The 23,394-nt window shown below is 63.4% G+C and carries 26 protein-coding genes, 1 tRNA gene and 1 pseudogene; 21 read left to right on the forward strand and 7 right to left on the reverse strand.

Annotated features, from left to right (window positions below; translation table 11 throughout):
• From AAA069_RS06625 to hisE, 11 genes and pseudogenes are all read left to right on the forward strand, one after another.
• Positions 1–288 (forward strand): annotated as a pseudogene (locus AAA069_RS06625) (SIS domain-containing protein); the annotation flags it as partial.
• 73 nt (positions 289–361) lie between these two features.
• A complete protein-coding gene (locus AAA069_RS06630; RefSeq protein ID WP_349115311.1) occupies positions 362–1,198 on the forward strand; it encodes a sugar phosphate isomerase/epimerase in 837 nt (278 codons plus the stop codon).
• A 170-nt stretch (positions 1,199–1,368) separates the two neighbouring features.
• A complete protein-coding gene (hisG, locus tag AAA069_RS06635; protein ID WP_349127892.1) occupies positions 1,369–3,084 on the forward strand; it encodes an ATP phosphoribosyltransferase in 1,716 nt (571 codons plus the stop codon).
• A 105-nt stretch (positions 3,085–3,189) separates the two neighbouring features.
• Positions 3,190–4,626 (forward strand): histidinol dehydrogenase, encoded by a 1,437-nt coding sequence (gene hisD / locus AAA069_RS06640; RefSeq protein ID WP_349127893.1) that lies wholly within the window; start codon positions 3,190–3,192, stop codon positions 4,624–4,626.
• Position 4,627: 1 nt separating this feature from the next.
• Positions 4,628–5,743, forward strand: a complete 1,116-nt coding sequence (gene hisC / locus AAA069_RS06645; RefSeq protein ID WP_349127894.1) for a histidinol-phosphate transaminase — start codon at positions 4,628–4,630, stop codon at positions 5,741–5,743.
• Complete coding sequence (gene hisB, locus AAA069_RS06650; RefSeq protein WP_349127895.1) at positions 5,744–6,331, forward strand: imidazoleglycerol-phosphate dehydratase HisB; 588 nt, start codon at positions 5,744–5,746, stop codon at positions 6,329–6,331.
• 79 nt (positions 6,332–6,410) lie between these two features.
• Positions 6,411–7,112: an imidazole glycerol phosphate synthase subunit HisH gene (gene hisH, locus AAA069_RS06655; RefSeq protein ID WP_349127896.1), complete on the forward strand. Its 702-nt coding sequence runs from the start codon at positions 6,411–6,413 to the stop codon at positions 7,110–7,112.
• On the forward strand, positions 7,109–7,852 hold the full coding sequence (locus AAA069_RS06660) for a HisA/HisF-related TIM barrel protein (RefSeq protein ID WP_349127897.1): 744 nt from the start codon (positions 7,109–7,111) through the stop codon (positions 7,850–7,852). Before hisH ends, AAA069_RS06660 begins: the two co-directional genes overlap by 4 nt.
• A 3-nt stretch (positions 7,853–7,855) precedes the next feature.
• Positions 7,856–8,638, forward strand: a complete 783-nt coding sequence (hisF, locus tag AAA069_RS06665; RefSeq protein ID WP_099432268.1) for an imidazole glycerol phosphate synthase subunit HisF — start codon at positions 7,856–7,858, stop codon at positions 8,636–8,638.
• A gap of 142 nt (positions 8,639–8,780) precedes the next feature.
• Entirely contained in the window at positions 8,781–9,110 is a 330-nt protein-coding gene (hisI, locus tag AAA069_RS06670) for a phosphoribosyl-AMP cyclohydrolase (RefSeq protein ID WP_195544821.1), read from the forward strand.
• A 46-nt stretch (positions 9,111–9,156) separates the two neighbouring features.
• Positions 9,157–9,474, forward strand: coding sequence for a phosphoribosyl-ATP diphosphatase (gene hisE / locus AAA069_RS06675; protein ID WP_343007406.1), 318 nt, complete (start codon positions 9,157–9,159; stop codon positions 9,472–9,474).
• A 120-nt stretch (positions 9,475–9,594) separates the two neighbouring features.
• On the opposite strand, the gene AAA069_RS06680 is transcribed toward hisE, so the two are convergent.
• Positions 9,595–10,506, reverse strand: a complete 912-nt coding sequence (locus tag AAA069_RS06680; RefSeq protein WP_349110708.1) for a PHP domain-containing protein — start codon at positions 10,504–10,506, stop codon at positions 9,595–9,597.
• Between the two features lie 329 nt (positions 10,507–10,835).
• On the opposite strand from AAA069_RS06680, the gene larC reads away from it, so the two are divergent.
• From larC to AAA069_RS06710, 6 genes are all read left to right on the forward strand, one after another.
• Positions 10,836–11,321: a nickel insertion protein gene (larC, locus tag AAA069_RS06685; protein WP_117769946.1), complete on the forward strand. Its 486-nt coding sequence runs from the start codon at positions 10,836–10,838 to the stop codon at positions 11,319–11,321.
• 73 nt (positions 11,322–11,394) lie between these two features.
• Positions 11,395–11,943 (forward strand): phosphodiesterase, encoded by a 549-nt coding sequence (gene yfcE, locus AAA069_RS06690; protein WP_349127898.1) that lies wholly within the window; start codon positions 11,395–11,397, stop codon positions 11,941–11,943.
• 2 nt (positions 11,944–11,945) lie between these two features.
• Positions 11,946–12,806 carry a nucleoside triphosphate pyrophosphohydrolase gene (gene mazG / locus AAA069_RS06695; RefSeq protein WP_349127899.1) on the forward strand — a complete coding sequence of 287 codons (861 nt, stop codon included), beginning with the start codon at positions 11,946–11,948 and terminating at the stop codon, positions 12,804–12,806.
• A 189-nt stretch (positions 12,807–12,995) separates the two neighbouring features.
• Positions 12,996–14,285 (forward strand): phosphopyruvate hydratase, encoded by a 1,290-nt coding sequence (eno, locus tag AAA069_RS06700; RefSeq protein ID WP_349127900.1) that lies wholly within the window; start codon positions 12,996–12,998, stop codon positions 14,283–14,285.
• 196 nt (positions 14,286–14,481) lie between these two features.
• Entirely contained in the window at positions 14,482–15,243 is a 762-nt protein-coding gene (locus tag AAA069_RS06705; RefSeq protein WP_349127901.1) for a hypothetical protein, read from the forward strand.
• A 20-nt stretch (positions 15,244–15,263) separates the two neighbouring features.
• A complete protein-coding gene (locus tag AAA069_RS06710; RefSeq protein WP_349127902.1) occupies positions 15,264–16,265 on the forward strand; it encodes a hypothetical protein in 1,002 nt (333 codons plus the stop codon).
• 321 nt (positions 16,266–16,586) lie between these two features.
• Here AAA069_RS06710 and AAA069_RS06715 read toward each other — a convergent pair.
• Positions 16,587–16,671 (reverse strand) — tRNA-Leu (locus tag AAA069_RS06715).
• 31 nt (positions 16,672–16,702) lie between these two features.
• Positions 16,703–17,326 carry a hypothetical protein gene (locus AAA069_RS06720; RefSeq protein ID WP_349127903.1) on the reverse strand — a complete coding sequence of 208 codons (624 nt, stop codon included), beginning with the start codon at positions 17,324–17,326 and terminating at the stop codon, positions 16,703–16,705.
• 163 nt (positions 17,327–17,489) lie between these two features.
• On the opposite strand from AAA069_RS06720, the gene AAA069_RS06725 reads away from it, so the two are divergent.
• Together AAA069_RS06725 and AAA069_RS06730 are read left to right on the forward strand one after the other, a co-directional pair.
• Complete coding sequence (locus AAA069_RS06725; protein ID WP_006235903.1) at positions 17,490–17,777, forward strand: PTS sugar transporter subunit IIB; 288 nt, start codon at positions 17,490–17,492, stop codon at positions 17,775–17,777.
• 11 nt (positions 17,778–17,788) lie between these two features.
• Entirely contained in the window at positions 17,789–18,163 is a 375-nt protein-coding gene (locus tag AAA069_RS06730; RefSeq protein ID WP_055310391.1) for a VOC family protein, read from the forward strand.
• Between the two features lie 75 nt (positions 18,164–18,238).
• Here AAA069_RS06730 and AAA069_RS06735 read toward each other — a convergent pair whose 3' ends face one another.
• From AAA069_RS06735 to AAA069_RS06745, 3 genes are read right to left on the reverse strand one after another with little or no spacing between them, the layout of a single operon-like run.
• Positions 18,239–19,534: a HAMP domain-containing sensor histidine kinase gene (locus AAA069_RS06735; RefSeq protein ID WP_349127904.1), complete on the reverse strand. Its 1,296-nt coding sequence runs from the start codon at positions 19,532–19,534 to the stop codon at positions 18,239–18,241.
• Entirely contained in the window at positions 19,518–20,297 is a 780-nt protein-coding gene (locus AAA069_RS06740; protein ID WP_227790558.1) for a response regulator transcription factor, read from the reverse strand. Before AAA069_RS06740 ends, AAA069_RS06735 begins: the two co-directional genes overlap by 17 nt.
• Before the next feature lie 18 nt (positions 20,298–20,315).
• Positions 20,316–20,858 (reverse strand): DUF4342 domain-containing protein, encoded by a 543-nt coding sequence (locus AAA069_RS06745; protein WP_349127905.1) that lies wholly within the window; start codon positions 20,856–20,858, stop codon positions 20,316–20,318.
• A gap of 334 nt (positions 20,859–21,192) precedes the next feature.
• Between AAA069_RS06745 and AAA069_RS06750 the strand changes: the two genes are divergently transcribed.
• A complete protein-coding gene (locus AAA069_RS06750; protein WP_349127906.1) occupies positions 21,193–21,432 on the forward strand; it encodes a hypothetical protein in 240 nt (79 codons plus the stop codon).
• A gap of 85 nt (positions 21,433–21,517) precedes the next feature.
• Positions 21,518–22,243 carry a metallophosphoesterase gene (locus AAA069_RS06755; protein ID WP_349127907.1) on the forward strand — a complete coding sequence of 242 codons (726 nt, stop codon included), beginning with the start codon at positions 21,518–21,520 and terminating at the stop codon, positions 22,241–22,243.
• Positions 22,244–22,258: 15 nt separating this feature from the next.
• Here the strand turns inward: AAA069_RS06755 and gluQRS are convergent, their stop codons facing one another.
• Positions 22,259–23,269: a tRNA glutamyl-Q(34) synthetase GluQRS gene (gluQRS, locus tag AAA069_RS06760; protein WP_349127908.1), complete on the reverse strand. Its 1,011-nt coding sequence runs from the start codon at positions 23,267–23,269 to the stop codon at positions 22,259–22,261.
• Between the last annotated feature and the right edge of the window lie 125 nt (positions 23,270–23,394).

Genomic DNA, 23,394 nt, shown 5'->3' on the forward strand with positions numbered 1-23,394 from the left:
CTCGTGGAGCCCGGCGTCCCCGTGTTCCTGTTCATGGGCGAGGACGAGAACCGCAAGCTCGACGAGCGCGTCCGCGCCTTCCTGACCCGCGGCGTGACCGGCGACACTGACATCAACATCATCGACACCGCCGAGTTCGCGATCCCCGGCCTTGACGACGAGTTCCGCGTCATCGTGTCTCCGTGGATCCTCTCCTCGCTGATTACCGATCGCCTTGCCGCTTACTACGAGACGGTCACCAAGCACAACCTCAACTACCGTCGTTACTATCACCAGTTCGACTACTAAGAGCAAATAACGTTTATGTAATTGGGCCCCGCTCCTATATGGAACGGGGCCTCGTTTAGGTTGGAGAGTAATTATGAGCTACCCCCTGCTTGCCGTCATGAATATCAGCCATCGTTATTTTGACCTTGAGGAATTCTTTTCTTCGGCAGCAGCCTCGGGCTACACGTGTTGCGAGCTTTGGACCGGGGCGATGCATCTGTATGTTGATTGCCATGGATACGATTCGCTCGAGCAGGTGCGGGAGCTGTCACAGCGGTATGGCGTTCGGATTGTGGGGCTTTGTCCCGAACAGAACAACCCCAAGCCGTGGAATATTGCGGCGCGTGGGAATGAGGCGCGCGCCCGCACGCTCGCGTACTTTAAGAACGTTGTGGATATCGCGGCGGAACTTGGAGCCGAGCAGGTCATGGTCTCGAGCGGCTGGGCATTTTTGAACGAGCCGATCGAGGACGCGTGGGGTCGCAGCGCCTCGATGCTGCGTGCGATTGCCGAGCATGCGGGAGAACGCGGCGTGCGACTGGTGCTCGAGGCCCTACAGCCGGTTGAGTCGATGATCGTGAACTCGGCGGCCGATACGAAGCGCATGATCGAGGCAGTTGATCATCCGGCACTTAAGGCGTGTCTGGATTTGGGCGCTATGGCGGTGGCGGGGGATACCATCGACGATTATTTCGATCTGCTTGGCGATGATGTCGCCCACGTGCATTTTGTCGATGTTGCGGCAGACGGCACGACGCATCTTGCCTGGGGTGACGGCGACCGCGATATGCGCGCCGACCTGGATAGGCTGGTGGCGCGCGGCTATCGCGGAGTTGTTTCGGCCGAGACCTATGACTGGCGCTATTTTGCTGACCCCGCAGCTGCCGATGCACAGGTAATGGCAGAGTATCGTCGTGCGATTGGCGCCTAGGTGGGGTTGGGTTGCGGCAACCTGCCCCTATGTTTCCAAATGAATACGGTGTGAGCTGCGGACAAGGATTTTCCCCGCAAGCACTCTAGTATGCTAAAGTACCCAAAAGACCGGCGGAGCTATGCCGGTCGTTTGTTCTGTATGCAACACAGCATGAGGAGGCTCACCAGATGACGGCCACACCGTGGGGATTCCGGGACATATTGCCCGAGGAGGCTCAGGCGCGCGAGGAGATCGCGCTGACGGTGAAGGGCTGCTTTAGGGAGCATCATTATCTGCCGGTTGAGACGCCGCTGCTCGAGGACAAGGGCTCACTCGAGGAAGGCGGCCGCATTGCGGACACGCCGTTTAAGCTCTTTGATGACGACGGCCGCCTGCTGGTGGTCCGTCCTGACAACACGTTGCCGATCGTGCGCCTGGTTTCGACCCGCATGCGTGCGGCCGACCTGCCCCTACGCCTTCGCTACGAGGCGCCGGTGGTTCGTGAGTGCCAGCGCAATGCCGGCGGCTCGCGTCAGTTTACGCAGCTGGGCTTTGAGCTTATCGGTGCGGGCGATACCGCGGGCGATGTCGAGATCGTCTCGCTCGTGGCGGAGGCCGTGCGCAAGCTGGCGCTGCCCGATGCGCGCATTATCGCAGGTAGCGTGCGTCCGTTTAAGGAGTTGCTCGCGGCCTGTGAGGACCGCGAACTGGCTGCCGAGGCATTGCGTTGCGTGCACGCCAACGACTTTGTGGGCCTCGATGCCCGTGTGGCGGCAAGCGCCGAACCCGAGGCCGTTAAGGCTGCCATTAGCGAGCTACCACGCCTGCACGGTGGTGCCGAGGTGCTCGACCGCGTCGATACGCTGCTGGCAGCGGCGGGCATTGTCGCGCCGCTCACGCGCGAGCTGCGTGCCCTGGTCGAGGGCCTGGCCCCCGAGGAGGCCCAGGTGCTGTCGTTCGACTTCTCCATCATGAACTCGTTTGATTACTACACGGGCCTGGTCTTTAAGGCCTATGCCGGCGGCCTGCCCGATCCAGTCGGTTCGGGCGGACGCTACGACTCCATCTTTACAGGCGCGTTTGGCGACGGCATCGAGGTGCCGGCGGCGGGCTTCGCCTTTTCGCTCGAGCGTCTGGAGGCCGCGCGCACCTCGGCCGAGGACGCCGCTTCCGATGGCGACCACGCCGTGGGCCGTGGCGCCGAGGGTCCGCTGCGTATCGCCGTGCCCAAGGGCTCGCTCAAGGCCGATACCCTCGACGTGCTTGAGGCTGCGGGCCTGGACGTCTCCGAGCTGCGTGACCCCGGCCGTCACCTGATTGTTCGCGGCTGCGACACGCGTGCCGGCGGGGGCGCGGTCGGCGATATCGAGTTTGTCATCGTGCGTCCCAGCGATGCGCCTGCCTTTGTGGGCTGCGGTGGTGCCGATTGCGGCATCTGCGGTTGGGACTCGCTCATTGAGGCAGACCTCAACCTGCTGCAGTTGGTCGACCTGGGCTATGGCCTGTGCACGTTTATCGAGGCGGAGCCCGCATGGCGCGCCGGTCAGGCCGAGCGCAACTATGCCCGTCGCGGGTCGCTTCGCGTGGCCACCAAGTACCCGCGCATCGCGAGTGCCTGGTATGCCGAGCGCGGCGTGAACGCCGATATCGTTTCGCTGCACGGTAACATCGAGCTGGGTCCCATTGTCGGCATGACCGATCGCATCGTGGATATTACCGCCACGGGCGCCACGCTGCGCGACAACGACCTGGTCATCACCGGTCGCATTATGGACTGTACGGCCCGCTTCTTCGTCAACCCGGGTGCTGCGCGCCTGGATCCGCGCGTGCGCAATCTGGCAGATCGCTTGGCCGCGGCCGTGAAGGACAAGCATTTTGAGCCCGTTGCGGGCTCGGCACAATAGCGCGAGCACGCACGGGCGTCCCAACGTCTGGGCTGCGGGCCGATTGGCGCCGCCGCCCGGCCTCTCGTTTTTCGAACACAACCTCGACCGATAGGGGATACCGATATGAAGATCATCAAGCTTGCTCCCGGTGAGCGCCTCGTTACCAACCAGCTCAACCGCAAGGGCGTGCTGCCGCAAAACATCGTCGACGCCGCCCGCGATATCGTGGCCAACGTGCGTGCCAACGGCGATGCCGCGGTGCGCGATTACTGTCAGCGTTTTGACGGTGTCGAGCTGCAGAGCTTCCGCTTGCCGCAGGAGCAGATCGATGCCGCGCTCGAAGGCCTCGATCCCGCTTTTGTCGCGGCGCTCGAGAAGGCTGCACGCCAGATTCGTGAGTTCCACCAGCGCGAGGTCGAGCAGAGCTGGTTTACCACGCGCCCGGACGGCACGATACTCGGCGTTAAGGTGACCCCGCTCGCGGCGGCTGGCATCTATGTGCCGGGCGGTCGCGCGCAGTATCCCTCCACGGTGCTCATGAATGCCATTCCCGCCAAGGTTGCCGGCGTCAAGCGCGTGGTCATGGTGACGCCGCCGCAAAAGGACGGCCTGATCAGCCCCTACACGCTCGCCGCGGCAAAGCTCGGCGGCGTGGACGAGATCTATATGGTGGGCGGCGCTCAGGCTGTGGCCGCGCTGGCGTACGGTACCGAGACCATTCCGCGCGTCGACAAGATCACCGGCCCGGGCAACGCCTTTGTCGCCGCTGCCAAGCAGATTGTCTCGGGCGACGTGGGTATCGACATGGTTGCCGGCCCCTCCGAGGTCTGTGTGCTGGCCGATGCCACGGCCAAGCCTATGGTGGTTGCGGCCGACCTGATGGCCCAGGCCGAGCACGATCCGCTGGCAGCTTGCTATCTGGTGACCTGCGACGAGCAGTTTGCGCGTGAGGTCGAGGCGGGTATCGACATCCTGGTGGCGCAGTCGCCGCGTGCCGAGATCACGCGCGCCTCGCTCGACAACGAAGGCACCATCGTGGTGGCCGCCGATATGGCTGCCGCCGTCGAGGCCGTGAACACCGTGGCGCCCGAGCACCTGGAGCTGCACTGCAAGGATGCGATGGGCCTGCTTGGCGGCATTCGCAACGCCGGCGCCATCTTTGTGGGCGCCTGGAGCTCCGAGCCGCTCGGCGATTACGTCGCCGGCCCCAACCACACGCTTCCGACCGGCGGCACGGCCATGTTCTCCAACCCGCTTTCGGTCGAAGAGTTCGTTAAGCGCTCGAGTGTCATTTGCTATACGCCCGAAGGCCTGCTCTCCGATGCTCCCGCTACGCAGCGCCTGGCCGAGGCCGAGGGCCTGTGGGCGCACGCGCTCTCTGCCGCCCTGCGTCGTCGCGTGCTGGAGCAGGGCGAGGATGCCGTGAGTGCCGAGTCGTTGGCTGCGGCCGACCTGACCAAGGTCGCCTGGCCGGGTGATACGACCGCGACGGTCACCGAGGGCGTGGACCTGGCGGCTGCAGGCTCGGATGGCGCTGGCGCGACCGGCGGGGAGGCCTAATATGGCCGAGCTGACGCCCCGCATGAAGGAGCTCGTCCAGCCCTACTTGGCCGGTATCGAGCCCTACGATCCCAACTTTACGCCCACGCGCATCAATCTTTCGGCCAACGAGAACACCTATCCCGTACCTGCTGGCGTGCGCGAGGCGGTTGATGCGGCCTTGGCTGCCACGCCGCTCAACCGCTATCCCGACCCCATGTCCAACGACCTACGCGATGAGCTTGCTGCCTGGCATGGCGTGGCGCGTGAGAACATCTGCGTGGGAAACGGCGGCGACGAGCTGCTCTATAACTACCTGCTGGCGTTTGGCGGCGCGGGACGGACCCTGCTCAACTGCCCGCCGTGCTTTAGTGAGTATGCGTTCTTTGCGTCGCTTTGTCAGACCGAGGTGCGCGATGTGTGGCGCGACCCGGCGACCTTTGAGCTCGACCAGGCGGCGGTGCTTGCGGCGGCGCCCGAGTGCAATCTGGCGATCGTGACCTCGCCCAATAACCCCACGGGCGATGTGACGCCGCTCGACTTTGTCGCGGCCCTGTGCGATGCGTGCCCCGGCATGGTCATGGTCGACGAGGCCTACGTTGAGTTTGCCGATGATTCGTTTGGCGCGGCTACCACGGCGCAGGGGCTTATCGCCGAGTATCCCAACCTGGTGATTCTGCATACGCTGTCCAAGGCGTTTGGCGCCGCCGGCGCGCGTCTGGGCTATGTGATTGCGGCGCCCGAGGTCATCGACGTGTTCGCGGCGATTCGCCAGATCTATTCGGTTAACGTGCTGAGCCAGGCCGCCGCGCTTGCCTGCGTACGTGCTCGCGATGCGTACGCACCCGTGGTGGCACAGGTTGCATCCGAGCGGGAGCGCGAACTGTGTGCCCTGCACGCAATGGCTGCCGAGGGTCTGCCCGTGGAGGCGTGGCCGAGCGCGGCGAACTTTGTGCTCGTGCGCACGCCGCATGCCACGCACGTGCGCGAGCGTCTGCGCGACGAGTATTCGATTTTGGTGCGCGACTTTAGCTACGCGCCGGGGCTCGCGGACTGCCTACGCATTACCGTGGGTACCCCGCAGGAAAACGACGAGGTGCTGGCTGCGTTTGCCGCGCTGGTGAAGGAGGAGATGTAGATGGACCGCTATGCCGAGGTGACCCGCAAGACGGGCGAGACCGACATTGTCGTAAAGCTCGACCTGGACGGAAGCGGCGTGTGCGATATCTCGACCGGCGTGCCGTTTTTCGACCACATGCTCAACGCTTTTGGCCGCCATGGTCTGTTCGATCTGACGGTGCACGCGGTGGGCGACGTGGAGGTCGATGCGCACCACACCGTCGAGGACACGGGTATCGTGTTGGGCGAGGCGTTTTGCCAGGCGCTGGGCGACAAGGCGGGCATTACGCGCTTTGCCGACGCGGCGATTGCCATGGACGAGACGCTTGTGATGGCTGCTGTTGATATTTCGGGCCGCGGACAGGCCTACTGCGAGCTGCCCGTGCCGACCGAGCGCGTGGGCAGCTTCGATACCGAGCTGGCCGTCGAGTTCTTCTACGCCTTTGCGCGCGGCGCCAAGCTCACGTTGCACGTGCGCGAGCTGGTGGGTGGTAACTCGCATCACATTATCGAGGCCGCCTTTAAGGCCGTGGGCCGCACGATGCGCCACGCCTGCGAGCTCGATCCCCGCGCGCAGGGTATCCCCAGCACCAAGGGATCGCTGTAACCGTCACAAGGGTAAAACCACCACGAAGGTGCCTGTGCCCTTTGTGGTGGTTTTGGATGATGAGAAGTGGAGGGGTCGCGTGGGCGAACCGAAGATCGTAGTGGTCGATTACCACAAGGGCAACTTGTCGAGCGTCGTGCGCGGGCTTGCGCGCGCCGGTGCCGCCGCCTGCACGTCGGACGATCCGGAGCAGATCCGCAATGCCGACGGCCTGGTCATCCCGGGCGTGGGCGCGTTCTATGACGCGATCGCCTTTATGTGCCAGAGCGGCGAGGCGGACGCGGCGCTCGATGCCGTCGCCGCCGGAACTCCGCTGCTCGGTATCTGCCTGGGCCTTCAGCTATTTTTTGAGCGCGGCAACGAGGGCGTGCCTGCGGACGAGGGCGCGGTTGCCGATGGCAACACCCCCGAGCAGGCTGGCGGTCTCTGGGTCGATGGCCTGGGTATTATGCGTGGCTCGTGCACGCGCTTGGAGTCGAGTCGCCTGAAGGTTCCACACGTGGGCTGGGACCAGGTGCACATGACGCCCGCCGGCGCGGCCGATCCGCTGCTTGCCGGTTTTGCCGAAGGTGCCAACATGTATTTCACCCACAGCTACGCGGTGGCCGACGATGCCGATGCCGCCGATGTGCTGGCGCGCACGCACTATACGCGGAGCTTTCCGTGCATCGTGCGCCGTGGCAACGTGTGGGGCTGCCAGTTCCATCCCGAGAAATCCTCCGCGCTGGGTCAGCGCATCCTTAAGAACTTCGTCAACATCGCCGAGGAGGCCGGCCGATGATCCTGTTTCCCGCAATCGATCTGATCGGCGGTAAGGTCGTGCGCCTGGAGCGCGGCGACCGCAGCCGCTGCAAGGTATATTCCGACGACCCCGTGGCCGTTGCCCGCTCCTTTGCCGAGCAGGGCATGAGCTGGGTGCACGTCGTCGACCTATCCGCTGCCTTTGGCGAGGACGAGGACGCGTGCGCTGCCAACTCGGCGGCGATAAAGGCTATCTGCGGCATCGACGGTCTGTCCGTGGACGTGGGCGGCGGCGTTCGCTCGCTTGCACGCATCGACGAGCTTGCCGGCTATGGCGCGCGTCGCATCGCGCTGGGCACGGTGATCGTGACCGAGCCAGGATTTGCCGAGGTGGCGGCTCGCGGCTTTGGCGAGCTGCTGGTGGCAGATATCGCCGCACGCGACGGCCAGGTCAAGGTGAATGGCTGGCGTGACGGCGCGGGCGTGGCGCTCGACGACGCCGTGGCGCAGCTTTCCGAGCTGGGTTTTAAGCATCTGGTGTATACCGACATTGCGCGCGATGGCATGCAGACGGGCATCGATGCGGCGGCGTATCGCCATGTGGCCGAGGTCGCGGGCTTTCCCGTCGTGGCATCGGGTGGCATCTCGACGCTCGACGACATTCGCGCGCTGGCCGCAGTGGGTGAGGGCGCGATTGAAGGTGCCATTACCGGTCGCGCGCTCTACGAGGGCAACTTTACGCTGGTACAGGCGCTGACCGCCGCCCGAGGGGAGGAGTAGCCCATGCTTACCAAGCGCGTGATTCCCTGCCTGGACGTCAAGGACGGCCGTGTGGTCAAGGGCGTCAACTTTGTGAGCTTGCGCGATGCGGGCGATCCGGTGGAGCTGGCGCGCGCCTACGACCGCGAGGGTGCGGACGAGGTCGTCTTCTTGGACATTACCGCCACGAGCGACAACCGTGCGACGACCATCGAGATGGCAGCGCATGCGGCCGAGGAGCTAGCCATTCCCTATACCGTGGGCGGCGGCTTTCGCGACCTGGCGGGCATGCGCACCATGGTTGCAGCCGGTGCCGACAAGGTGTCGCTCAACTCTGCCGCCGTGCGCGACCCGTCGCTGATTAGCCAGGCTGCCGCGGCGTTTGGTAGCCAGGCCGTGGTCGTGGCGATTGATGCCAAGCGCGTCGGTTTGCCCGGCGCATCTGGTGCCGACAAGTGGGAGGTCTTCACGGCGGGCGGCCGCAACGCCACGGGCATCGACGCGGTGGCGTGGGCCGAGGAGGCGGCTCGTCGCGGCGCCGGCGAGATCTTGCTCACCAGTATGGATCGCGACGGCACCAAGGCCGGCTTTGACCTGGCGCTCACCCGTGCTGTGGCGCGCGCGGTGCCGATTCCCGTCATCGCGAGCGGCGGCGTGGGCACGCTCGAGCATTTCGCCGAGGGCGTGATCGAGGGCGAAGCCGACGCCGTACTGGCGGCCAGCGTCTTTCACTTTGGGACGTTCAGCATTCGCGAAGTCAAAGAGTATATGGCCTCACAGGGCATTCCTGTGAGATTGGACTTCTAATGCTGCGGCTTGTCCAGGCACCCGACCTTCCGGCTCCAACCCTCCTCGCGTACTTAAGTACGCGTCGTCGGGCTTGTCGCTCGGAATCTCGGGCACCTGGACAACCCTCGCCGACCGGCGATGTTTAAATTGGGGAATTGAAATGAGAGAAATTACTACTCCAGCGGATCTTAAATACGACGCCAAAGGATTGATTCCTTGTGTGGTTCAGCAATATGACACCGGCGAGGTGCTTATGGTTGCTTGGATGAACGAGGAGTCGGTGGGGCTGACGCTCAAGACCGGTACCACGTGGTTTTGGAGCCGCAGTCGCCAGGAGCTCTGGAACAAGGGCGCGACGAGCGGCAATATGCAAGCGGTCAAGGAGCTCTGGGCCGACTGCGATAGCGATACGCTGCTGGTCAAGGTTGACTCTCCGGGCCCGGCCTGCCACACCGGCAACCGTACCTGCTTCTTTAAGAAACTCGCGTAGGACGGGCGCTCGACTAGGCGCTTGGCCAACCAGAAAGGATTGAACTATGGGTGTGCGCACCGCAAACGTTCAGGATGGAAATATCGGTGAGACGCTGACGGGGCTCGCCGAGGTGATTCACGGCCGTCGCGACGCATCGCCGCAGGAGAGCTACACCGCTCGTCTGTTGACCGACGTCGAGGACGAGCTGCTCAAGAAGCTTGCCGAGGAGGCGAGCGAGGTGATCATGGCCTGCAAGGATAACGATCACGATCACATCCGCTACGAGGCCGGCGACCTGCTCTACCACCTGCTCGTGACGCTCGAGCGCTACGGCATCACCCTCGACGAACTGGCCGGCGAGCTCAACGCCCGCCGCCACTAGTCGTTTGGGACAGTCTTTGTTGGTGTAACGGGGTCATGGAAGTTGCGGTGAAATAGGGACTGTTTAAGCGCTTCATCAAGCAAAACAATCCCTATTTCACCGCAACTTATGAAGGGATGGCTAGGCGAGGGGCGTGGATTCCCATTCGCCGGTGGCGTGGGGGATGTCGAAGGTTCGATAACCGCAGTCGTAGGCGTGCGCCTGGGCCTCGCGGATGTTCCAGCAGATATCGCAGGCGCGGTGCGCGTCCGAGCCAAAGGTGATCGGCACTTCGGCATGGGCAAAGCAGCGCAAAAGACCGGTTGCGGGGTAGTAGTCGCCCAAGCCCTTGCGCGGTGCGGCCGTCGAGACCTCAACGCGGCGGCCCGTATCGTGCGCGCACTCTGCCATCTGCTGCCAAAACGGTGCGGGATCAAAATCGGGCGCAAAGCCTTCCTTCGAAAAGCGCATGACCAGGTCGGGGTGAGCCATCACATCAAAGTTGAGCGGGCTCTCGCAGGCGCGGCACCAGTCATCGACATAGCGCTCCCACACGCCGCGTACCCCCAGGTTTTCCCAAACGTGCAGGTTGGTGTCATCGTCGATCCAGCCGCAGCGCGAATCGGGCGTATCGGGACGAGCGACGTCCTCCGTTCCCGCCGTACCCGCGGCACCGGCCATGATATCGCCTGGGTTGCCAATCCAGTGCACACTGCCCAGGCGCACGACGGCGCCCTGGGACCAGCGCTCAACCAAAGGCTCGCAGCCCTCGTACCAATCGCATTCGAAACCGTAGATAAAGGTGAGTTCTGGCGCAATCTGAGCGGCAAGATTGCGAGCGTCCTCAAAAGCCAGACGATGCGCCGGGAGGTCACCCTCAGTAACCTGCACCTCGCAGTTAGCATCCATGCTGGCGGGCAGGGTGAGATGGTCGGTCGAGACCATGACGCGGCAGCCGGCCGCAGCAGCGGCACGGACGTTGTCCTCAAACGAGGCATGCCCGTCCGAAAACGAGGTGTGGGTATGGCAATCGACCAGCGGGCACATGGGCATAGCGGCTCCTTTGCGTCAAGCGAATCCGCTTCATTGTAATGGCGCAGCTCTCAACACGCCGGGCACGCCGGGGATCGAAATCGATTGGAAAGGTTGCGCGGCGCGTGGTGCGGCCTCGCTTGCTCTCAAAACGTGTACGTCAGCCTCCAAAAGCTGCAAATAATGACATGTTTGGAGGCTGATGTACATGTTTGGCCGGGGCGGTGGAGTGTCGGTTTCTTGTCGACAAGGAAAATCGCGCTCATCACGCGCCGTCACACTCGCGCAGCCTGCGATGTGCTAGCGTTTGGGTGAACAAAACGAGCCCGCGCGGAAAGGATCCAGACCGTATGCAATGCGATAGCACATCCCCGCTGTCTCGCGAGACTGATGCGCCCGAAACTATCGTCAAACTGGAGTGCGACATCGATGATGCGTCGCCCGAGGTGCTTGCCTACGCTGCCGATTGCCTGCGCAAGGCCGGCGCCCGCGAGGTGCATTGGTTGCCGCTTTACTGCAAAAAGGGCCGCCCCGGCTGGCAGCTGCAGGTAATCTGCTCGCACGATGATATCGAGCGCTTGCAGACGATTATCTTTTTGGAGACCACGACCAACGCCATTCGTCGCCAGGTGATGGAACGCGTTTGCCTGCCACGCCGCTTTGAGCGCGTAACGACGCCATGGGGCGAGGTATCCGTTAAGGTGGCGACCCTGCCCGACGGCAGCGAGCGCGCGGCTCCCGAGTACGAGGATTGCGCCCGTCTTGCCCGCGAACATGGCGTGCCGCTCCAACGCGTGATGCAGGCGGCTCAGAGCGCGGCACTGCGATTCGAGTAACACGGTAGATGGGCTCCGCATCCGCCGGATCCCGTATTCAGCCCCCATCAACCCCATTCGAAAGGATCTCCCCATGAAATACCTCATCGCCTCCGACATCCACGGCTCGGCATATTGGACCGAACGCCTTTGCGCCGCCATCGAGTCCGAGCAGCCCGATCGCATTGTGCTGCTGGGCGACCTGCTCTACCACGGTCCGCGCAACGACCTGCCGCGCGATTACGCCCCCAAGCGCGTGATCCCGCTGCTCAACGCTCTGGCCGACCGCATCATCGCGGTGCGCGGCAACTGCGACGCCGAGGTCGACCAGATGGTGCTCGACTTCCCCGTCATGGCCGACTACGCCACGCTGTTCGACGAGACCGGCCGCGAGCTGTTCCTGACGCACGGCCATGTCTTTGGCGCCGGCATGCACAACAGCGTCGACCACGCGCCCGCGCTGCCCGAGGGCTCCGCGCTCGTCTACGGCCATACGCACATCAAGGTCAACGAGGAAAGCGCCGCACACCCGGGCCTGTGGCTCTTCAACCCCGGCAGCGTGAGCATCCCCAAGGACGGCACGCACGGCTACGGCATCTACGAGGGCGGAGCGTTCCGCCACGTGATCCTGGAGGAGGACTAACCATGGCGCAGCACATGGCTCAGCAAAATGCCGAGGGCTCGCGCGATTTGTCCACGCTGGTCGACGCGTCGGCCGAGCTACAACATCTGGTGCAGACCGTCTGGCGCTTGCGTCAGCCCGACGGCTGCCCGTGGGACCGCGAGCAGACGCACCGCAGCATTGGCAAGAACATGATCGAGGAAGCCTACGAGGCGCTCGACTGCATCGAGGCGGACGACGCGGTTCACCTGCGCGAGGAGCTGGGTGACGTGCTCATGCAGGTCGTGCTGCATGCGCAGATCGCGGCGGACGCCGGCGAGTTTACGCTGGCCGACGTGGCGCGCGATATCGACGCCAAGCTCATTCGCCGTCATCCGCACGTGTTTGGCGATGTGGATGCCGACAGCTCCGACGAGGTGCTCAAGATTTGGGACGAGGTCAAGCTTGCCGAGAGGGCTGCCAAGGACAAGGCCGTGGCGGCGGGCGAGGCCGCGCCCGAGGGTCTGCTCGACGGCGTGCCCACGCATCTGCCGGCGCTGATGCAGGCTCAGAAGGTGTCGCGCAAGGCGGCTGCCGTGGGCTTTGAGTGGGAGACGGTCCAGGACGTGTGGGACGAGGTCGCCGAGGAACGTGCCGAGTTTGAGGCCGAGGCCCCTGGCTCGCCCGAGCGCGAGATGGAGTTTGGCGACCTGCTCTTTGCCCTGGTCAACGTCGCGCGCAAGGAGGGGATTGACGCCGAGAGCGCCCTGCGTGCCAGCACAGCAAAGTTCCGCCGCCGCTGGGCTGCGATGGAGCAGATGGCGTCCGACGCCAACGTGGGTCTGGCCGAGCTTTCGACCCACGGCCTCAACGACCTGTGGGATGCCGCAAAGGCGGAGGAGTAAGACTGCGGGAACGACGGGCCGACACGCCTCATCGTTCCCGCTAAATTTTTCGAAAATCAAGTGTATCCCTCGGCTAACTTAGGGCATAATGCAAAAAGTGCGATATGGCTAACTTACGGAGGCGCACCGACGGTGCACGGTCAGCCGGTCGCTTGCATCCACTACGTTTTCAAGTGAGAGGGAGACAACATGAGCGATATTTTGGACGTCTACGGTCGCGAGGTGCTCGACAGCCGCGGCAATCCCACCGTCGAGGTCGAGGTCGTGCTCGAGGACGGCAGCTTTGGCCGCGCAATGGTGCCTTCGGGTGCTTCGACCGGCGCCTTTGAAGCCTGCGAGCTGCGCGATGGCGACAAGGACCGCTACCTGGGCAAGGGCGTTTCGCAGGCCGTCGAGCATGTCAACAACGAGTGCGCTAACGCCGTCGTGGGCCTCGATGCCTTCGATCAGCGCGCCGTCGATGCCGCGCTAATCGCCGCGGACGGTACCCCCAACAAGACCAAGCTCGGTGCCAACGCCATCCTGGGCGTGTCGCTGGCCGTTGCCCGCGCCGCCGCCGAGTCGGCGGGCCTGTCGCTGTACCAGTACCTGGGCGGCGTCAACGCTCATCTGCTGCCCACACCTATGATGAACATCCTCAACGGCGGCGTGCATGCCGACAATAACGTTGACTTCCAGGAGTTCATGATCATGCCGGTGGGCGCCCCGAGCTTTGCCGAGGGCCTGCGTTGGTGCGCCGAGGTCTACCACACCCTCAAGGGCGTGCTGCACGAGGCCGGCCTGGGCGGCGGCGTGGGCGACGAGGGCGGCTTTGCGCCCAACCTCAAGACCAATGCCGAGCCGTTCGAGTACATCACCAAGGCCGTGGAGAAGGCCGGCTTTAAGCCCGGCGTCGACTTCATGTACGCCATGGACCCCGCCTCGACCGAGTTCTACAACGCCGAGACCGGCATGTACGAGCTCAAGGGCGAGGGCGTGGAGTACACGAGCGCCCAGATGGTTGATTACTGGGAGAAGCTCGTCGACACCTATCCCATCATCTCCATCGAGGACGGCATGGCCGAGGAGGACTGGGACGGCTGGGTCGAGCTTACCCGCCGCATTGGCAACAAGGTGCAGCTGGTGGGCGACGACCTGTTCGTCACCAACACCGAGCGCCTCAAGAAGGGCATTGAGCTGGGCGCCGCCAACGCGATCCTGGTCAAGGTCAACCAGATCGGCACGCTCACCGAGTCGCTCGAGGCCATCGAGACCGCCAAGGAGGCCGGTTACGCTTGCATCGTGAGCCACCGCTCCGGCGAGACCGAGGACTCCACGATCGCCGACCTGGTCGTGGGCGTCAACGCCGGCCAGATCAAGTCGGGCGCCCCGTGCCGCAGCGACCGTATCGCCAAGTACAACCAGCTCATCCGCATCGAGGACGAGCTCGAGGGCAGCGCGCGCTACGCCGGCAAGGCCGCGTTCTACAACATTCGCTAGGCACGCGGAGCTCGCGGGGGCGGGGAAGACTCGGATTCGCCTTGCTTCAGCCGGGCGCTGTTGAGCACCATTGGGCGCTGGGCCATATGGCTCAGCGCCTTTTTTATGTCGAGCAAAGGCTGGCGAAGGCGGTGCGCGCGCTCGTGCTATAACTAGAATACTTAGCGCAAACAAACCTCAACCGCACAAGGCGCACATGGATCAGATTTACGACAACAGGTACTATTCCGCCGGTTCGCGTGAGCCGTCGCCTCGCCGTGCGCGCACGGTGCAGCTCGGTGGGTCCGTCTACGCCGGCGCCGACCGCTCCACGCAGCGCCCGACAAGTACCTCGCGCCCCAATGCTCATGTGAATACTTTGGCAGATGGACCAGTGCGCCCGGCACGTTCGTCGCATGCGTCGCGTCCCTCGGCCCAGACGCACGACAGGTCGAGCAGGCCCTCGAGCCGTCTTTCGGGCTCGGACTTTATGCACTACGCCAACGACAACGCGGTGGTCAAGGCGATCTACGACTTTACCCACGGTCCTCAGCGAGGGCTATTTATCGGCATCGTCGTTGCCCTGGTGCTCGTGAGCCTGTATTTCCCCGTGCGCGACCTGTACGTGGCAAAGCGTTCGAGCGATATCTTGGCCAAGCAGGTCGAGATTCGCCAGCAATACAATGATGAGCTGCAAAAAAGCGTCGACAAGCTGCTCTCGGAGGAGGGTATCAAGGACGCGGCATCCGAGGACCTGGGCCTGGTGATGCCCGGCGAGAAGAGGATTGAAGTGCAGGGCCTGGACGGCGATTCGGATGCCTCGTCGAGCCAGAAGTCGTCGAACGCCAAGAAGGCCAGCGAAGTTGCCAAGGAAATCGAAGAAGTCGGCAAGGACGCGCCGTGGTACATCCAAGCGCTCGACATGCTGTTTGGGTTTAACGGCGTCGAGGGCCAGACGGTCGTGTCCAACGGCAAATAGCGCCCGGAGGGGAGCCCGCAATGACAAATTGCAAACGCTATAAGGTGGCCGCGATCGACCTGGGAACGGTGTCGTCGCGACTGGTGTTGGCCCAGGTCGAGGGCGGGGCGATTGTGGAATCGTCCAAGCATACCGAGATTACCGACTTGGGTGAAGGCGTGGACGCGACGGGTCGCTTTTGCGAGGCGGCGGTCGAGCGCGTGCTCGCTGCATGCCGCATGTTTGTGGACGAGGCGCGTGCCTTTGGGGCCGCGTGCATTTGCACCACATGCACGAGCGCCGCGCGCGATGCATCCAATGCCGCACTGCTGCTGGACGGTCTGCGTGAGCTGGGGCTCGAACCGCAGGTGATTCCGGGCGAGGTCGAGGCGCGCCTGACGTTTTTTGGCGTGGCGCACGACTTTGCCGGCGAGCGCATCATTGTTGCCGATTCGGGCGGCGGATCCACGGAGCTCGCGACGGGCGTCTATGCGCCGGAGCGTGGGGTCTTTGCGCTGGAGGGCACGCGTTCGCTGGACATCGGTTGTCGCCGTGTGACGGAGCGATTTTTCTCGGCACTGCCGCCCGCACGCGGCGAGCTTACTGCCGCTGCCGCGTGGGCGGGCGAGCAGTTCGCTGCCTATTTTGAGGGCCTGCCGAGCAATTTTGAGCGCGCCGAACGCTTGGTCGCAGTGGGTGGCACCGTCACCACACTCGTGGCGCTCGTTCATGAGCTGGAACCGTACGATTCGAGCTTTGTGCACCTGCGCGAGCTTTCGCTGGATCAGGTTTCGGCCGCTATCGAGCGCATGTCTGCGTTGGATGCGGACGGCATCGCCGCTCTACCGGGTGTACAGCCCAAACGCGCGGGCGTGATCTTGGCTGGTGCCGTGGTAATCCGCGAGCTTATGCGAGCCGGCGGCTACAAGACGCTCACTGTAAGCGAGAACAGCTTACTCGCCGGCATGGCCGCCACCATCAACGAGGCTCTCGACGGTGCGACCCCCACCATCTCCTGGACCCCAGAGCTCAGCACCCTCTAAATAAGTTGCGGTGAAATAGTTCCTAAATAAGCTGGTAAACGGTATAAAGGATCTATTCCACCGCAACTTCTAAGGGACCGAAGCTGTCTTTTTAGCCCGTCCTAAATTAGTTGGCTTTCTGAAGCGCGGGGCGGTGGGACGTCTGCGTATTTGCTGCGCAAATCCGCACCGGCTTCGGACGCCTGCTGGCGCCCTCGCCGGCTCGCTGCGGACGCTGCGCGTCCGCTTGACGCTCGCCCCCCCCTCGCGGGTTCGAGTCCCACCGGCATCTAAAAGAAGTAAGCCCGCATCCCTTGGGGACACGGGCTCGAAAGCTCCATATGGTAGGGGCGGTGGGACTCGAACCCACAATCCTTGCGGCGAGAGATTTTAAGTCTCCTGCGTATGCCAATTCCGCCACGCCCCCGTGAGACTAGAAGTCTAGCACAAGCCGTCCGTTACGCGTTGACGGCCATCGAGTGTTGCCCCGACTTCTCCAGGAACTCCTGGAACTTGGCTTCGTCGCCCTTGTTCTTGTACTGCAGAGCCAACAGATACTCCAAGCGGCAGCTCTTGACCTTGTCGTCACCGGCCTCCTTGAGCATGCGCTCCAGCTCGGGAATGTCGTTGTGGCGCTTGAGGATCATCGTGTCGTACATCAGTTGGCATTCGTGTGCGACTGCCTCGGCCTGGCCGCCCTCAAAGCCCTTGATCTCGTGCAACAGCTCTTTGGACTTTTTGCGGTCCTCCTGGCCAACATAGTAGTTAAAGGCCTTAATCACCAGGTCGACGCGCTGCATCTTGGGCAGATTGAGGCTCAACAGCAGGTCGAACATCTCGCTGGCGTGCTCGTGGTCCTCGCGCAGCAGATAGGAGTTCAGACGCAGGTAGTCGCGGTTGTAGCGCGGGTACAGCATGCTGGTGAGTTTGCCGTCGAGCAAACGATCGAACTCGTCCCACTGCTTGGCAGCCATAAGCTGCTGCAGACGCTTGAACGTGGTGCGTTTTTTGACGCTAAAGAACACCGACACGGCGATGCAGATGATAACGACGGCGGTCCAGAGGGTGCGGGAATCGGGCATTTCAGAGTCCTTAGTCGCTCGTAAAGCGAGCGGTATGGCAACACGTACTAGATGTATTATACGCAGCGCGCAAGCAAACTGGCATAAAAGCTCATCGAGGCTGAGTGCCATCGCTCGCTGCGGTACACTTACCTAAAGTAAACCATGAAGGGAGACATTACCTATGAAGAAGATCGTTTTGGCTTGCGGTGCTGGCGCTGCTACTTCCACGCTCGTTGCCCAGAAGGTCGCTACCCTGCTCGACGCCAACGGTTATGCCGACAAGTACGAGATCGTGCAGTGCGCCATCTCCGAGGCCAAGGATTACTGCGACGAGGGCGCTGACCTGCTGATCGCCACCACCGTTGCCCCCGAGGGCCTCACCTGCCCGTACGTGAGTGGCGTGCCCTTCATGACCGGCATGAACCGCGTTGCCGCCGAGAAGGCCGTTCTCGACGTCATGGCTCAGTAGGCGCTGACTGCATGAGTGAGCAGAACGCCAACCCGGTAGAGCTCTTTGGTATGCGCGTTGCCCATGTGGGCATTAACGCCACCGACCCGGCAGACGCCCTGGAGATCGCGGAGCTGTTCTCGACGATGATGGGCCTGCCCGTCATCGAGACCCCGGTTTCGTACTTCAACGATTCGCTGGTCGAGATCATGAAGCAGAACGGTCGTGGCACCAAGGGCCACATCGGCTTTGCCGTTAACGACATCGATGCAGCTGAGAAGTGGTTTGCCGAGCGCGGGCTCGAGGTCAACGAAGAGTCGCGCGCGCTGCTGCCCGACGGTGGTACCAAGCTCGTGTATTTTAAGCGCGAGTTCGCCGGTTTCGCCGTGCACCTGTGCCGCGAGTAGCGCACAAGCTGCCATAGCTGGCAAAAAGGGATAGGGCCGCGTGGCCCTATCCCTTTATTTATGCCGAGGGGCTTCCTATCGTGGCAGGCGAATCGTAAAGCGGCTGCCGACCCCTTCGACCGAGGTCACACCGATGACGCCGCCGTGGCTGTCGACGATCCACTTGGCGATCGCAAGCCCCAGACCCGAACCCTGTGCGCCGGCATCGCGCGCGTTGTCGGCACGGTAGAACCGCTCGAACGCGTGAGCTGCGGATTCCTGGTTCATGCCGATGCCCTCGTCCTCAACACTTATGTCGATCGTGCCCGCGCCCGCATCTGGCGTTATGCCAAATGTGACGGTCGTTCCCGCATCCGAGTACTTGGCGGCGTTTTGCACGATCACGCGCAGAGCCTGCTTCACGAGCGCCACGTCGACGGGCGCGTCGCAGCGCGGGTCGCTGGCAAGCGCAGCGTCAGAAGCCAGCCGATACGTGTGCTCGGTATCGATCATCTGCGATTCTTCGCATACCTCGCTGACCAGTGCAGCCAAGTTGGTATGCGCGCGCCGCAGGACCGTGCGCCCGGCATCGCCGCGCGCCAAAAACAGCAGCTGCTCCACAAGCTCTTGCATGTGCTCGCTTTCGGCTTTAAGGGACGCGATGGATTCCGCCAGCACGTCCGGGTCGTCCTTACCCCAGCGGTCGAGCATGTTCACGTAGCCCTGAATCACCGCGATGGGCGTGCGCAGCTCGTGGCTCGCGTCGTTGACAAAGCGCATCTGCTGCAGCTTGGCCTCTTGCATCTGGCGCAGCAGGCGGTTGAGTGCGACCTCGATGCTTGCCAGGTCGGCGTCGCCGGTGGTGACGCTCGGCGAGTCGACGCTTGCGCGCTCGATGGCCTGCTCCAGTGTTTCCATTTTGCCGCCGGCGAGTTGCATGCGGCCGAGTTCGTCCACGCGCAGGGCCAGATCGTTGAGCGGCGCCATGGTGCGGCGCACGCGGCGGGCGCCGCCGAGCATGTTGAGCACGCTGATGACCTGCCAACCCACAACGACAAGGTAGAGAGGCCATAGCGTGACGAGGTCCTGCGCGAGGGGGAAAGTCTTGGTGGTACGCGCAAGCTCGACGGTATAGGCGAGCGTTGTCGGGTCCCAGCCGCGCGCGGGCGTCAGCGTCATGCCGCGAACGGTGGCGCTGGGGATCCATCCTGCGGTAAACGCGCCGTTGGGCAGCGTCTGGTTGTATCCATAGACAAGGATCGCCGCCACAATCATTACTAGCAGCAGGTCGAGCCAAACGTAGCTCATCAGGCGGCGCCACATATAGCTCCAGTTGATGGCGCGGGCGATGGAGGTGACGCGCTTGGCCTCGGCGTTACGCGCGGCAGACATAGCCCACCCCGCGCACGGTTTGGATGATGCGGGCGCCGCCGGCGTCCTCGATCTTGGCGCGTAGATGCGCGATGTGCACGTCGACGTTGTTGGTGTCGCCCATGTATTCGTAGCCCAGCGCTTCGTGCGCGATGCGTTCGCGCGTGAGCACGGTCTCGGCATGCGCCATAAGCAGGGCGAGGACATCGAACTCGCGGGCCGTGAGCGCAATGGGCGAGCCGCCGACCGTGACTTCGCGGCGGTCGGGGTCGAGCGCAACCGAGCCCACGGCGAGCGTGGCGGGGGAGAGCGAGGCGGAAACCTGGGTCGAGTCACTGACCGGGGGCATCGCAGTGGCGCCGACACCCGTGCCGCCTGCCGCGCCCGTCCCGATGCCGCCAACGCCCGAAGCCGCCCGCACGGCCTCCGAGCGCTTCAACGCCACGCGGATCCGTGCGAACAGCTCCTCAATCGCAAACGGCTTGGTCAGGTAATCGTCGGCGCCGGCATCGAGCCCGGCCACCTTGTCCATCACGGCATCGCGCGCGGTGACCATAATCACCGGCACATCCTTGTGCTTGCGGACGCGTCGCAGCACCTCCATGCCGCTGAGCTGAGGCAACAGCACATCGAGCAGAATCAGATCGTAGTCGCGCTCCAGCGCCAGGTCCACGGCGGTGCGGCCGTCGGCGGCGTGCTCCACCTGGTAGCCCTCGTGCTCCAGCTCGAGCGTCACAAAGCGGGCGATTTTCTCCTCGTCCTCTACGATCAGGATTCGTGCCATACGTGCCCCCGTCTGCGATTACTTGTCGTCGTTGAGATTTTGCTTGATGTCGTCCGCGGCGTCGGCGGCGTGATTCATAAGGTTGTTGATGCTGCCGGGCACGTCGCCGTTGCTGTCGATGCGGTAGCGCATGCCAAAGAACAGGCCAATCAGCATCAGCCATATCGTGGCGCCCCAGGCAAACAGCGCGACGATGGGGATCAGGATGGGAATGTTGAGGATGATCGCATCGCGGCGCGTGGCGATAAACTTGGTGTCCAAACTCAGGCGGAAGAGCTTTTTGAGGTACTCCCACACGCTGTCCATCTTCTTGGAGAAGTCGGTCTTTTCGCTCGACTTTTCGTAGGCGGCCTGCGCGGCGACCATCTCGGCCGAGGGCTCGTCGACCGGCGCGGACTCGGTGGCGGCGTGCGCCGATGTGGTCTGCGTCTTGCCCTGCGACTCGAGCCAAATGATGGCGTCCAAAACGTTGCCGTCGGCAGCGTCGAGCGCCGCCTTGGCGTCGGTGTAGCTCACATTGCACTTGGTGCGGATGGTTTCAACTTTTTCGAGGTCGTCCATGACCTGTCCTTTCGTTCGATGGGCGCGAGCGTTGCGTTCGGCGGCCTGCGTTGCGCGGCGCCGCCCCGCCCCTTGTTCGAACTCTATAGTGCAGGTTATAGATTAAGCGATTCTTGAGCCAAGATTAATGTTGGATGAGTTTTTGGGTAGCGGTGGGAAAAGTATTAGACCTCGATAGCGGGGGATGTGGTGCCGGTGCAAAACGGCGTCAAAGGTTGGTCGAGCAGGCGGTTTCTCCATTGATGTCCGCACGACATGTGACACTTACCCTGCCGCCCTGCTCTGCCGCGGTGGCATATACCCGAACAGCGACCCTCTAAGGAGTTCGATACCAATGAGCGACAACACCAAGCATCTCGCAAAGAAGTGCGTCAAGGACGCGGGGCCGTGCCTCGCGCTGTGCCTTGCCGGCGCAGCGGTCGCGCTGCTGGCTGTTCTGGGGCCGTTTGATGTGCTCCGAAGTGCCAGTTCTCTGCGCGTTTGCATGGCTCTTGCCGGCACCATGATGACCGGCGGCGTGCTCGATCTGATCTTTTGGGTGTTTGACCCGTTTGGATGGAAGAGCGAGGGGTAGGTCCCAAAGGATGGAAGGGCTGGAACGGTTGACTTAGTGATCGTGCAGAATGTGGGCTAGCGACTTACAGGGAAGTGGTGATCCGATGACGGTCTATGTGACGGGCGATATTCACGGCGGCCTCGACATGCAAAAGCTGCGCGACTGGGATCTTGGGGATGGTCTGACAAGTGACGACTATCTCATCATCGCGGGCGACTTTGGCTTTCCGTGGGATTTCTCTGCCGAGGAATGTGCCGACATCGCCTGGCTGGAGTCGCGCCCCTATACCGTGCTGTTTGTCGACGGCAACCACGAGCGTTTCGATCACTGGTCGGAGCGCCCCATGGAGTTGTGGCACGGCGGGCTGACGCAGCGCCTGTCGGATACCTCTCCCATACGGCGCCTGACGCGTGGCGAGACTTTCGAGCTCGATGACTCAATGATCTTTACCATGGGCGGCGCCACGAGCGTGGACAAGGAATATCGCATTCCGTATTCCAGCTGGTGGCCGCAAGAGCTTCCGGACGAGCGCAACTTTGAGGAGGCGCGGGCAAAGCTCGACAGCGTGGGCTGGAAGGTCGACTACGTGATCACCCACACCTGCTCCACGCGCATGCTTTCGCCCACGCTTTATCCGGCACCCGGCTGGAATTACCCCGCCGTTGATCGGCTTACGGCATTTTTCGATGAGCTGGAAGACCGCTTGGATTACAAGCGCTGGTACTACGGGCATTTTCATCGGGATGCCAACCCTGCCGAGCGCCATACCGTGCTCTACGACTGCATCGTTCGCCTGGGCGACGAACTCCAGCCCTGGGATGTCGCGTAGGGGCGGGGTGGCTGGCTACTCGACCGTTACAGTGATGTTTTCCCGATGCGTACGGATAACATCCCAGCTAAAGTGCTCAACCAGCTGCTCGGCAGAGCGCGGTGTGGCGTCCGGCGCGATGCCTGTTTGCCCGGTGAGCCAGCCCAGCAGTGCCTCGGGCGCGCCAAAGCGGGCGCGGAGCTCGCCCAGGTCCAGGTCGCGGTCGCGCTTGGAAAGGCGGCGGCCGTCCGGCGACATGAGCAGCGGAATGTGCGCGTAGTGCGGTGTGGGAAGTCCCAGCAGATGCTGCAGGTAGATTTGGCGGGGCGTGGAGCCCAGCAGATCGCATCCGCGCACGACCTCGGTGACGTCCATGGCAGCGTCGTCGACCACCACGGCTAGCTGGTAGGCAAAAACGCCGTCGCTGCGGCGCACCAAAAAGTCACCGCACTCGGTGGCGAGTGCTTCGCATTGGGCTCCGTACGTGCGGTCCACGAATTCGATCACGTCGCTGGCGAGGTCGTCGACGGTGGGCACGCGCAGGCGCGTGGCCGGAGCACGCAGGGCACTGCGGCGGGTGATTTCTTCAGCAGAAAGACCTCTGCAGGCGCCGCGGTAGATGGGCGTGCCGTCGCTGGCGTGCGGCGCGCTCGCGGCGTGGAGTTCGGCACGCGTGCAAAAACAGGGATAGGTGAGGCGGGCGTCTTGCAGCTGGCGCAGGGCGTCCTCGTACAGATCCAGGCGATCGTGCTGGTAGTAGGGGCCTTCGTCCCACTCGAGCCCCAGCCAGGTCAGATCGTCAATCAGTTGAGCGGCAAGTTCCGGGCGCTTGCAGCGATCGTCCAGGTCCTCGATGCGCAGCACGATGCTGCCGCCCTGGCTGCGGGCCGAAAGCCACGAGCACAGGCAGCTGAACACGTTGCCCAGGTGCATGCGGCCCGAGGGCGACGGGGCGAAACGGCCCACGACGGGCGCGGGGGCGGAGGCGGGTGGCGTCGCTGGCGCGTCCGCGGCGGGCGTTGCTATGTTGCGTGTTTTGATATCCATGCGGACGAGTATAGCGCGGGACGCGATGGGGAGGCGTCGCTGTGGTCCGTAAGTTGTCGGGGCCCCGCATTGCGTGTGACGGGCTGCAGACTCGGTGCTTTGATTCCCGTCCATCAACTTGGCAC

Origin of the sequence: Collinsella sp. CLA-SR-H006, assembly GCF_040097075.1 — a bacterium.
In the GTDB taxonomy this organism is placed as follows: Bacteria; Actinomycetota; Coriobacteriia; order Coriobacteriales; family Coriobacteriaceae; genus Collinsella.